Annotated in this window: 12 protein-coding genes and 1 pseudogene; 6 read left to right on the top strand and 7 right to left on the bottom strand. The window is 72.0% G+C overall.

Annotation, left to right across the window (positions count from 1 at the left end; all coding sequences use genetic code 11):
• Positions 1 to 492: pseudogene (locus ACFVYA_RS09470) on the bottom strand (phosphoesterase); the annotation flags it as partial.
• 116 nt (positions 493 to 608) lie between these two features.
• Here ACFVYA_RS09470 and ACFVYA_RS09465 point away from each other — a divergent pair.
• Genes ACFVYA_RS09465 through ACFVYA_RS09455 form a run of 3 tightly spaced genes read left to right on the top strand, consistent with a single transcriptional unit; the run spans position 609 to position 3,186 of the window.
• Positions 609 to 1,298, top strand: coding sequence for a response regulator (locus ACFVYA_RS09465; protein WP_387044038.1), 690 nt, complete (start codon positions 609 to 611; stop codon positions 1,296 to 1,298).
• Entirely contained in the window at positions 1,295 to 2,704 is a 1,410-nt protein-coding gene (locus tag ACFVYA_RS09460; protein ID WP_387044037.1) for an ATP-binding protein, read from the top strand. Before ACFVYA_RS09465 ends, ACFVYA_RS09460 begins: the two co-directional genes overlap by 4 nt.
• Entirely contained in the window at positions 2,701 to 3,186 is a 486-nt protein-coding gene (locus ACFVYA_RS09455) for a hypothetical protein (protein ID WP_387044035.1), read from the top strand. Before ACFVYA_RS09460 ends, ACFVYA_RS09455 begins: the two co-directional genes overlap by 4 nt.
• Positions 3,187 to 3,214: 28 nt before the next feature.
• Here ACFVYA_RS09455 and ACFVYA_RS09450 read toward each other — a convergent pair whose 3' ends face one another.
• On the bottom strand, positions 3,215 to 3,805 hold the full coding sequence (locus ACFVYA_RS09450; RefSeq protein WP_387044033.1) for an NADPH-dependent FMN reductase: 591 nt from the start codon (positions 3,803 to 3,805) through the stop codon (positions 3,215 to 3,217).
• Positions 3,806 to 3,903: 98 nt separating this feature from the next.
• Between ACFVYA_RS09450 and soxR the strand changes: the two genes are divergently transcribed.
• Positions 3,904 to 4,383: a redox-sensitive transcriptional activator SoxR gene (gene soxR / locus ACFVYA_RS09445; protein ID WP_387044066.1), complete on the top strand. Its 480-nt coding sequence runs from the start codon at positions 3,904 to 3,906 to the stop codon at positions 4,381 to 4,383.
• On the opposite strand, the gene ACFVYA_RS09440 is transcribed toward soxR, so the two are convergent.
• The 3 genes from ACFVYA_RS09440 to ACFVYA_RS09430 all read right to left on the bottom strand — a co-directional run bounded on the left by ACFVYA_RS09440 (position 4,371) and on the right by ACFVYA_RS09430 (position 6,349).
• Positions 4,371 to 4,886, bottom strand: a complete 516-nt coding sequence (locus ACFVYA_RS09440) for a DUF664 domain-containing protein (protein ID WP_387044031.1) — start codon at positions 4,884 to 4,886, stop codon at positions 4,371 to 4,373. The genes soxR and ACFVYA_RS09440 overlap by 13 nt on opposite strands.
• Positions 4,887 to 4,958: 72 nt before the next feature.
• Positions 4,959 to 5,594, bottom strand: a complete 636-nt coding sequence (locus tag ACFVYA_RS09435; RefSeq protein WP_387044029.1) for a hypothetical protein — start codon at positions 5,592 to 5,594, stop codon at positions 4,959 to 4,961.
• 2 nt (positions 5,595 to 5,596) lie between these two features.
• Complete coding sequence (locus tag ACFVYA_RS09430; protein ID WP_387044027.1) at positions 5,597 to 6,349, bottom strand: hypothetical protein; 753 nt, start codon at positions 6,347 to 6,349, stop codon at positions 5,597 to 5,599.
• A gap of 264 nt (positions 6,350 to 6,613) precedes the next feature.
• Between ACFVYA_RS09430 and ACFVYA_RS09425 the strand changes: the two genes are divergently transcribed.
• Positions 6,614 to 7,357, top strand: a complete 744-nt coding sequence (locus tag ACFVYA_RS09425; protein ID WP_285990261.1) for an SDR family oxidoreductase — start codon at positions 6,614 to 6,616, stop codon at positions 7,355 to 7,357.
• On the opposite strand, the gene ACFVYA_RS09420 is transcribed toward ACFVYA_RS09425, so the two are convergent.
• Positions 7,354 to 7,782 (bottom strand): DUF6314 family protein, encoded by a 429-nt coding sequence (locus tag ACFVYA_RS09420; RefSeq protein ID WP_387044025.1) that lies wholly within the window; start codon positions 7,780 to 7,782, stop codon positions 7,354 to 7,356. The two genes, ACFVYA_RS09425 and ACFVYA_RS09420, sit on opposite strands and share 4 nt — an antisense overlap.
• Positions 7,783 to 7,850: 68 nt before the next feature.
• On the opposite strand from ACFVYA_RS09420, the gene recQ reads away from it, so the two are divergent.
• Positions 7,851 to 9,686: a DNA helicase RecQ gene (gene recQ / locus ACFVYA_RS09415; RefSeq protein ID WP_387044023.1), complete on the top strand. Its 1,836-nt coding sequence runs from the start codon at positions 7,851 to 7,853 to the stop codon at positions 9,684 to 9,686.
• On the opposite strand, the gene ACFVYA_RS09410 is transcribed toward recQ, so the two are convergent.
• A complete protein-coding gene (locus ACFVYA_RS09410) occupies positions 9,687 to 9,908 on the bottom strand; it encodes an antitoxin (RefSeq protein ID WP_387044022.1) in 222 nt (73 codons plus the stop codon).
• Positions 9,909 to 9,975 lie beyond the last annotated feature (67 nt).

Genomic DNA, 9,975 nt, shown 5'->3' with positions numbered 1-9,975 from the left:
GGGCAGGACGATCGCGAGCGCCACCAGCACGGCCATCGCCGCGCTGACGTGCCCGCTCGGGAAGCTGTTGTGGCTCGCCACGCCGAAGCGGTCGCCGGTGCTCGGGCGGTCCAGGACGTACAGCTTGAGCAGTTGCGCCACCACCAGCGGCGCGGCCAGCAGCACCAGCGCCATCACGCCGAGGGCCAGCCGTCTCCGCACCACGGCGATCGCCACGATCAGGACCGCCACCCCGCCGAGCACCACCACCAGGTCGGCCTCCCGCAGCGGGGCCGCCCAGTCCACCGTGGTTCCGGCCGACTGGGCACTGCGGACGACGCCGTTCTCGACGCCGCGGCCGGCCTCCGTGCGGACGAACAGCAGGTAGGCCGCGACGAACGCGAGGGCGAACCCGGCCGCGCCCGCCGCCAGGACCGCCGTGCGGGACGCGGCTCGGGTCACGAGCGCGGGGCGGGGCGGCCGGGTCGCGGAGGGTGCGTCGGTGAGGATCACTGCCATGTCCCCGAGTCTGGAACGCGCTTTTCGGGATCCCGTCAACGCCATGTCATGGTTTCGCTACAAGATCCGCCCGGGTCGCCATGACGTGCGCTTTTCCGAATAATGGCGCCGTGGCCGAGGTACTGGTGGTAGAGGACGACGCGGCGGTGCGGGAGGGGCTGCAGCTGGCCCTGCGCAGGCAGGGGCACGTGGTGCACACCGCGGAATCGGGCGAGCTCGGCATCGACGTGCTCGTGCGGCACCGGCCCGACCTCGTGGTGCTCGACCTGATGCTGCCCGGCATGGACGGCTTCGAGACCTGCCGCCGGATGCGCGCGGCCGGCCCGGTCCCGATCATCATGCTCACCGCGCGCAGCGACGACTTCGACGTCGTGGCCGGGCTCGAAGCGGGCGCGGACGACTACGTCGCCAAGCCGGTCGAGCCGCGGGTGCTGGACGCGCGGATCCGGGCGGTCCTGCGCCGGGCGGCCGTCGAACGGCAGGACGGGCCGGCGGCGGCCGAAGAACGGCACGGCGACCTGGTGATCGACCGGGCCGCGCTCGAGGTGACCAAGCGCGGCGCGCCGGTGTCGCTGACCCCCACCGAGCTGAAGCTGCTGCTGGAGCTCTCGCGCACGCCCGGGCAGGTGTACAGCCGCCAGCAGATCCTCTCCGCCGTGTGGGACCACGACTACCTCGGGGACTCCCGGCTCGTCGACGCCTGCGTGCAACGGCTGCGCGCGAAGATCGAGGACGTGCCGGCGAAACCGGAGCACGTGCAGACGGTCCGGGGGTTCGGCTACCGGTTCGGCCGGTCGTGACGGCACCGCGGATCCGGTCGTGGCTCGCCGGGCTGCGGCCCCGGCTGGTGGCCGCCTTCGCGGTGATCATGATCCTCGGCGCCACCACCGCGGCGGGCGTGAGTTACGTCTTCGCGCGCCGGGCCATCCTGGAGGGCGTCCAGGACCAGACGATGCTGAAGCTGCGCGACCAGATCGTCGCGTACCTGCCCACGTTGTCGCTGCCACCCTCGCAAGGCACGCTCGACGCCTTCGCGACGGCACTCGAGTCCAGCAACGCCCTCGTCGTCTACCGGGACCTGCACTCGACTTCGGGCCTGTCGATCGACGACGTGCCGGGCGACCTGCGCCACGCCGTGGCCACCACCACCACCATCCAGTTCCAGCGCATCGACGTCCAGGGCTTCCCGCTGTTCTTCGTCGGTGTCCCGGTGCAGACCGGCAGCGGCCGGCCGAGCGGCCTCGAGGTCTACGCGATGACGCGGCTGACCGACCAGCAGGAGGCGATCGACGAACTGGCCCGCAACACCTTTCTGGTCTCCGCGCTCGTCCTGCCGCTCGCGGTCGGGGTCGCGCTGCTCGCGGCCCGGCAGGTGCTGCGGCCGGTGCGCGCGCTGAACACCGCGGCGAGCCAGCTCGGCCGCGGCCGGCTGGACGTGCGGCTGCGCGCCAAGGGGTCCGACGAGCTCGCGCAGCTGGTCACGACGTTCAACCACACCGCCGCGGAGCTGGAGCGCACGGTGGGCACCCTGCGCGCGATGGAGGCCGACGCGCGGCGGTTCGTCGCCGACGTTTCCCACGAGCTGCGAACCCCGCTGGCGGCGATGAACGCGGTCACCGACGTCCTCGACGAGGACGCGGAGCAGCTGCCGCCGGACACCGCGGTCGCGGCGCGGCTGGTGTCGGCCGAGACGCGGCGGCTGACCCGGCTGGTGCAGGACCTGATCGAGATCTCCCGGTTCGACGCCGGGCGGGCGGAGCTGCGCCGGGAGGAGCTGGACGTCGCCGCGGCGATCACCGACACCCTCGCTGCCCGGGGCTGGGTACCCGGGCCGGACCTGGTCACCGACCTGCCGCCGGGGGTCACCGCGGACCTCGACCGGCGGCGGCTCGACATCGTCGTGGCGAACCTGGTCGGCAACGCGCTGCGGCACGGCGCGCCGCCGGTCGAGGTGGCGCTGCGGAAGGAGCGCGGTGACCTCGTGCTGACCGTCACCGATCACGGGCCGGGGATCCCCGCCGAAGTGCTGCCGAAGGTTTTCGACCGCTTCACCAAGGCCGATTCCGCCCGCGCCCGGTCCGAGGGCAGCGGCCTCGGGCTGTCCATCGCGCGGGAGAACGCGCGGCTGCACGGCGGCGACATCGTCGCGGCCAACACCGGTACCGGCGCCCGGTTCGAGCTCCGCCTGCCCCGGGAGGCCTGGTGAAGAAACTCGTCGTCCTCGCGGCGCTGCTGCTGGTGAGCGCGTGCGGGATCAAGCCGACGCCGGTGCTCGCGGCGGGCCCGGCGCCGACCCTGCGGGACCCGGCGAGCGAGGGCCGCGGCACCGAGCTGATCCTCTACTTCGTCCTCGACGACCGGGTGACCCCGGTGGCACGGCCCTCGGCCGGGGCGGCGGGCGTCGAGTCCGCGCTGACGATGCTGATGGACGGACCGTCCGCCGACGAGCTGGCCGGCGGCTACACGACGGCCCTCCCCCGCCGCTCCGGCGCGATCACCTCGACCCCCGGCCCGCCGACGACGATCACCGTCCCGTTCCCGCTGCGGCCGATCACCGGCGCCGGGATCAACCAGCTGGTCTGCACCGCGTTCGCGGCCCTGGCGGCCCAAGGCGGGTACGCGGCCAACGGCACCGTCGCCGTCGCCGGCCCGGACATCCTGCTGCCGTACCAGACGTGCCAGGGGTGAGCGCCGATGTCGACATGCCGCCAAAGCGTCAGCCGGGGTAGGGCCGCGCCGCGCGGGCCTCGGTCAGCGACCGGGCCCACCAGCCCAGCTGGTCGAGCATCGCCTTCGCCGCGACGCCCGCCGCGGCGTCGTTCGGCACGCCGTCGTCCCCGAACCGCGCCTGGGCGCCGTGGAAGCTGACCGTCTCGCGGATGGTCACCGCGTGCAGCTCGGCGAAGACCGCCCGCAGGTGCTCGACCGCGCGCAGCCCGCCCGAAATCCCGCCGTAGGACACGAAAGCGACCGGCTTGGCCCGCCACTCGGGCCGGTGCCAGTCGATGGCGTTCTTGAGCGAAGCGGGGTAGCTGTGGTTGTACTCCGGGGTGACGACGACGAAGGCGTCGGCGGCTTCGAGCCGCGGAGCCACCTTCGCGACTTCGGCGACGACCGTCGCGGACGGCGCGGCGCCGAAGGCCGGCATCACGAGCGGGAGCTCGGGTTCGGCGAGGTCGACGACGTCGACTTGGAAGCCGCCGTGCGCCTCCGCGACGCCGGCGAGCCAGTCCGCCACCACCGGCCCGAACCGTCCTTCCCGGACACTTCCCACGATCACCGCGACCCGGATCGGCGCTTCCGACACACTTCCTCCTTGACACGTAGGCATTGCTGCTCTCCGCACCAGGGTGGGACTTCAAGTTCACTTGAAGTCAAGCGTGTCACTGTGGTTGGGTGTCGACCATGGTGAACGCCACGACCCGGACGCTGCCCGACCTGACGGTCGGCGAACTCTCCCGGCGCAGCGGGGTGCCCGCGTCGGCTCTGCGGTTCTACGAAGACGAAGGCCTCATCCGCAGCCGCCGCACCGCGGGAAACCAGCGGCGCTACCGCCGGGACACGCTGCGGCGGGTGACGTTCATCCGGATGTCCCAGCGGGTCGGCATGCCGCTGTCGAAGATCCGCGAAGTGCTCGGCCTGCTGTCCGACGACCGCACGCCCACCCGCACCGACTGGGCCCGGATCTCCCGCTGCTGGCAGGACGACCTCACCGCGCGGATCCGGCAGCTGGAACAGCTGCGCGACCAGCTGGACGACTGCATCGGCTGCGGCTGCATGTCACTGGCCAAGTGCCGGCTCGCCAACCCCGGCGACCGGCTCGGCGCCGACGGCCCGGGGCCGCAGCGCCTCGCCGACCACCGCGGGGACGGCTACGAAGACTGACGCTCCAGCAGGCCGCGGACGTACATCGCCTGCCCGGCGTGCTGGATGTCGTCGTCGAGGACGCTGATCAGGCGCACGCCCAGCGACACCGGCGGGTCCCAGGCCTCGTCGACGATCCGGTCGAGGTCCGGCTCGCCGAGGCCGGTGACGAACCGGACGGTCTGCTCGTGCACGGCGTCGTAGTAGCCGGTGAGCAGCTCCGGTTCGTCGACACGGACCGCCTCGACGTCGGCCGGGCGGTGGCCGTAGCCGGTGTCACCGGCCGGGAACGGGAGGCCGAACCGGGCGAGCCAGTCTTGGCCGGTCCACACCTGCTCCGTCCCGGCGACGTCGGCGACGTGGTCGTCCTGGACCCGGCTCAGGTGCCACACCAGCCAGGCGATCGAGTTGGCCTCGTCGTCCGGCCGGGTCCCGAGCTGCGCGGCGGTGAGTCCCCCCACCGCCGCGTGCACCGTGCCCTGGACCCGGCTGAACCCCTCGACGAGCAGATCGGCCACGTTCATCCGGCTGCCTCCCGTTGCTGCCACGTTTCCCGGCAGTGCTACCCGATCATGCCCGCCGGCAAACGGCGCCCGCTACCGCGGCAGCAGCTGGTCGAAGAACGAGCGGTAGCGGCGCAGCGCGATCCGCAGCTCCTCGGTGGCCGGTTCGCCCTGCTGCCACTGGGCTTCCAGGTCGCTCTTGTGCTCGGCGAAGGTGGTGGCCAGCGCGCTGATCACGGCGGCGACGAGCTCGTCGGCCTGCCGCACCGCCTGCTTCGGGTCGTCGACGAAGCCGACCTGGACGTTCTGCCAGCGGTCCCGGAACCCGGTGATCTTGTCCTCGTCGATCAGCTCCGGCGTCTCCACGTCGCCGTCCGAGCCGGCGGGCGTCTCCACGTCGCCACCCGACGCGGCGGGCGTCTCTATGTCCCCGCCCGATTCGGCGGGCGTCTCCACGTCCCCGCCCGATCCGGCGGGAGCTTCCACGTCCCCGCCCGAGCCGTAGGAGGTGCTGGTGTCGTCGGCGTCGTGCCGCCCGGCCGAAGCCAGGTCGGCGGTGCTCAGGTTCTGGTCGTCGTCGGCGGTGTCCGGTTCGCGGAAGTCGGCCCGGTCCTGGTCGGGGACATCGGTGGTGCTGTCACCGGAGTAGCCGCCGGTCTCGTGCACGTCCTCACGCCCCGTCAGGTCCCGGTCGTCCTCGGCGTCGTGCCGCGTCAGGTGCTCGGTCATGGTCAACGTCCTCCATTCCACTCGGTCCGCGGGTTCGCGGACGCCTGGCGCTCGGTCTCGTGACGGTCGGTCTCGTGGCGTTCGGTGTCGTCACGGCCGGTGTCGCGACGTTCGGTCGCGCGCTCTTCGGTGTCGCGACGCTCGGTCGCGTGCTGTTCGGTGCGGTCGTGCCCGCTGTGGTCGTGCCCGTTCCGGCGGTCGTGGTGGTCGTGCCGCTCGTCGTCGTCGGCGCCGTCGGTCAGCAGGTCCTCGAACACGGTGCGGTAGCGCACCATCGCGTCCCGCAGGTCCTCAGTGGACGCTCCGTCACGCTTCTGCTGCGTGGCGTGCGCGGCCCGGTAGTTCTCGAGGGTCTTGGCGTGCCGCACGGAAAGGTCGGCCACCTGCTGCTCGTAGCCCTCGGTCGGGTACCCGCGTTCGGCCATCAGCGAGTTCAGGACCTGGTCGGCCTCGGCGACCGCGGCGGACGGCTGGTCGACGAACTTTTCCTGTACCTGCGCCCATTCCCGGGCGTAGCGCTCGCGCGCCGACGCCGAAAGCGGCCGGATGTCGAGCTCCTTGTGCCGGCGTTCCCGCTCGGCGAGCTCCCGCTGCGCGGCCCGGGGGCTGTCCTTCTCCGCGACCGTGCGGTCGTACTCGGGACCGAACCGCTGCTGCAGTCGTTTTCGTTGCATTTCTTGCGTCACCAGCCAGATCACGGCGCCGAGCACCGCGACGGCCACGACGACGATCAAGACGATCAGCCATGTGGGCATCGCTCAAACTCCTTCAAGGAATGTCAAGCCCCCGTGCGTCCGGTGTTCCCTGATTACCTCGGCCGAAAACGGGCACGGGGCTCCCGACCTCGGGATTCGGCCGTCCGGCGGCGCAGATACGGCCGGATGCCCCCGCCCCGCACGGGGAAGGTGACGGTGATGACACAGCGTAGCTAGCAGCGTTACCAGTATTGTGGTATCGTTGATAACAGTTCGAGTGAACCGGCGGCCACCGATGCCGCCCGGACCGGAAAGAAGGAACCGATGAGCACCCCCACCGAGTCCCGCGTCGCGATCGTCACCGGCGGCTCCCGCGGCATCGGCCGCCAGGTCGCCGAGCGCCTGGCCGCCGACGGCATGGCGGTCGTCGTCAACTACGCGGGCAACGAGAAGGAGGCCACGGCCACCGTCGAGGCCATCGGCGCGCGCGGTGGCCGGGCGATCGCGGTCCGCGCCGACGTGGCCGACCCGGCCGCGGTCGCGGAGCTGTTCGACACCGCGGAACGCACGTACGGCGGCGTGGACGTCGTCGCCCACCTGGCCGGCGTGATGAACCCGCCGACGCCGATCGCCGACACCGACTTCGACGTCCTCGACCGCGTGCACCGCACCAACATCCGCGGCACGTTCGCGGTGGCCCAGCAGGCCGCGCGGCGGGTGCGCGACGGCGGCGCGGTGATCACCACCTCGACGTCGGTGCTCGGGCTGAACCTGCCCGGCTACGGCGTCTACAACGCGACGAAGGGCGCGGTCGAGGCGATCACCATGATCCTGGCCCGCGAGCTGCGCGGCCGCGACATCACCGTGAACACGGTCGCGCCCGGCCCGACCGCGACCGCGCTGTTCCTCGACGGCAAGGACGAAGAGACCATCGCCCGGATGGCCAAGCAGCCGCCGCTCGAGCGGCTCGGGCAGCCGGAGGACATCGCCGAGGTCGTCGCGTTCCTCGCCGGCCCGGCGCGCTGGGTGAACGGCCAGGTGCTGCGCGCGAACGGCGGCATCGTCTAACGGGTGAACCGGCTGACGATGACGTGGTCCTTCGCCGGCCCGCGCACGGCCCACTCCTGCCGCCACCGCGCGGCGCCGGTCACGCGGTACTCGCCGCGGTAAAGGTCGGCTCGGCAGGGGTGGTCCGCCGTCCAGTGGCCTTCGCGCAGGTCGAGGTCGTGGAAGAAGCCGCCGTGGTCGAAGTGGACCGACGCGCGGCCGGGACCTGCCGGGCGGTAGTGCAGGGTCCGGGTGACCGGTCCGGTGTGGTCGCCGAGCCGGAGCCGGCCCTCCTCGTGGTAGACGAGGACGCCGTCGACCTCGGTGAAGGTGGCCGTCCCGGTCACCTCGCCCGCCGGGTCGCCGTCCGCGGTGCGGATTTCCCGGTCGAGGCGCCAGACGCCGGCGAAATACGCGGAGAGATCGGGAACCGGCCAGTACTGCACGCGCCCATTCTCGCACCCCGCGGCGGGGCGGGCCGGAACTGTCGGACCCCCGCTCTATAGTCGGGCGGGTGGCAGAGACCGACCTCGCACCCGCGTCCGACGCGCTGGAGACCCTCCGGCGCGTGTTCGGCTACGACAGCTTCCGCGGCGAACAGGCGGCGATCGTCGAGCACGTGATCGCCGGCGGTGACGCGCTCGTGCTGATGCCCACCGGCGGCGGGAAGTCGTTGTGCTACCAGATTCCCGCGCTCGTGCGGCCCGGCGTGGGTGTGGTGGTCTCGCCGCTGATCGCGCTGATGCAGGACCAGGTCGACGCGCTGCGCAACGCCGGTGTCCGCGCCGGTTTCCTCAACTCCACCCAGGACTACGCGGCGCGGCAGGAGGTGGAGACGGCGTTCCTGAACGGCGAGCTCGACCTGCTCTACCTGGCGCCGGAACGGCTTTCGGTCGAATCCACCGTGCGGCTGCTCGACCGCGGCAAGATCTCGCTGTTCGCGATCGACGAAGCGCACTGCGTCGCCCAGTGGGGCCACGACTTCCGGCCCGACTACCTCCAGCTCTCGGCGCTGCACGAGCGGTGGCCGGACGTGCCGCGGATCGCGCTGACCGCCACCGCGACCGAGGCCACGCACCAGGAGATCGCCGCCCGGCTGAACCTCGGCGAGGCGCGGCACTTCGTCGCGAGCTTCGACCGGCCGAACATCCAGTACCGGATCGTCGGCAAGAACTCGCCGCAGCGGCAGCTGCTGGAGCTGCTGCGCACCGAGCACGCCGGTGACGCGGGAATCGTCTACTGCCTGTCCCGGAACTCGGTGGAGAAGACCGCGGAGCTCCTGGTGCAGAACGGGATTCCGGCGGTGCCCTACCACGCGGGGCTCGACGCGCGCACCCGCGCGAAGCACCAGTCGCGGTTCCTGCGCGAGGACGGGCTGATCGTGGTCGCGACGATCGCGTTCGGGATGGGCATCGACAAACCGGACGTCCGGTTCGTCGCGCACCTCGACCTGCCCAAGTCGGTCGAGGGCTACTACCAGGAGACCGGCCGCGCCGGGCGTGACGGGCTGCCGTCGACCGCCTGGCTCGCGTACGGGCTGCAGGACGTCGTCCAGCAGCGCAAGATGATCGACACGTCCGAGGGTGACGAGGCACACCGGCGGCGGCTGGGCGCGCACCTGAACGCGATGCTCGCGTTGTGCGAGACGGTCGAGTGCCGCCGCGTGCAGATCCTCAACTACTTCGGGCAGCAGGCCGGCCCCTGCGGCAACTGCGACACGTGCCTGAACCCGCCGGAGAAGTGGGACGGCACGATCCCGGCGCAGAAACTGCTGTCGACCGTCGTGCGGCTGCGCAACGAGCGGCGCCAGAAATTCGGCGCCGGCCAGGTCATCGACATCCTGCTCGGCAAGTCCACGCCCAAGGTCACGCAGTTCCAGCACGACACGCTCAAGACGTTCGGCATCGGCACCGAGCTGCGCGAGCCGGAGTGGCGGGCGGTGGTGCGGCAGCTGCTCGCCCAGGGCCTGCTCGCCGTCGAAGGCGACTACGGCTCGCTCGTGCTCACCGAGACGAGCGCGGAGGTGCTGGGCGGCGATCGCCAGGTGCTGCTGCGCCGCGAACCCGAGCGGGCGGCCGCCGCGAAGGTCCGTACGTCGCGGAAGACCGCCGCCGCGGTGGAAATGCCCGCGGAGGCGGCCCCGCTGTTCGAACGCCTGCGGGCTTGGCGGGCCGGCGTCGCGAAGGAACAGGGCGTGCCCGCCTACGTCGTCTTCCACGACGCGACCCTGCGCCAGATCGCCACGCAACGACCGGCGTCGCTCGCGGATCTGGGCACGGTCAGCGGCGTCGGGGAGAACAAGCTCGCCAAGTACGGCGAGGGACTCCTGGAGGTCCTGACCGCCGAATGACTACCGGCCGGCGGGCCCCGGGTGGCCCGGCTGCCCGGTCACCGAGTTGACCTTGCGGACCGCGCCGGCGATCTGCTGGTGGTACTTGCCCTTGGTCTTGTCGTCGACGAACTTCGCGGCCTTGCCGACGGCCTGGTTCACCTTTTCGGGGTTCTTCTTGGCGTACGCGCGGGCCGCCCCGGCGGCGCCGGCCAGCATGGTCAGCTTCTTCATCAGAGGCACGGTGGCCCTCCCTCGTCGGTTGCGGTCATCCTGACAACGCGGACGAACCACCCGGAGGTTCCCCGTG

Origin of the sequence: Amycolatopsis sp. NPDC058278 (assembly GCF_042881395.1) — a bacterium.
In the GTDB taxonomy this organism is placed as follows: Bacteria; Actinomycetota; Actinomycetes; order Mycobacteriales; family Pseudonocardiaceae; genus Amycolatopsis.
Note: the sequence above shows the minus strand (reverse complement) of the source record. Positions and strands in the feature narration are given on the sequence as shown.

Bases quoted from the DNA above. Each gene is read 5' to 3' on its own strand.
- soxR (WP_387044066.1), top strand. From the start codon at position 3,904: ATGGTGAACGCCACGACCCGGACGCTGCCCGACCTGACGGTCGGCGAA.
- ACFVYA_RS09440 (WP_387044031.1), bottom strand. From the start codon at position 4,886: ATGAACGTGGCCGATCTGCTCGTCGAGGGGTTCAGCCGGGTCCAGGGC.
- ACFVYA_RS09435 (WP_387044029.1), bottom strand. From the start codon at position 5,594: ATGACCGAGCACCTGACGCGGCACGACGCCGAGGACGACCGGGACCTG.
- ACFVYA_RS09430 (WP_387044027.1), bottom strand. From the start codon at position 6,349: ATGCCCACATGGCTGATCGTCTTGATCGTCGTCGTGGCCGTCGCGGTG.
- ACFVYA_RS09425 (WP_285990261.1), top strand. From the start codon at position 6,614: ATGAGCACCCCCACCGAGTCCCGCGTCGCGATCGTCACCGGCGGCTCC.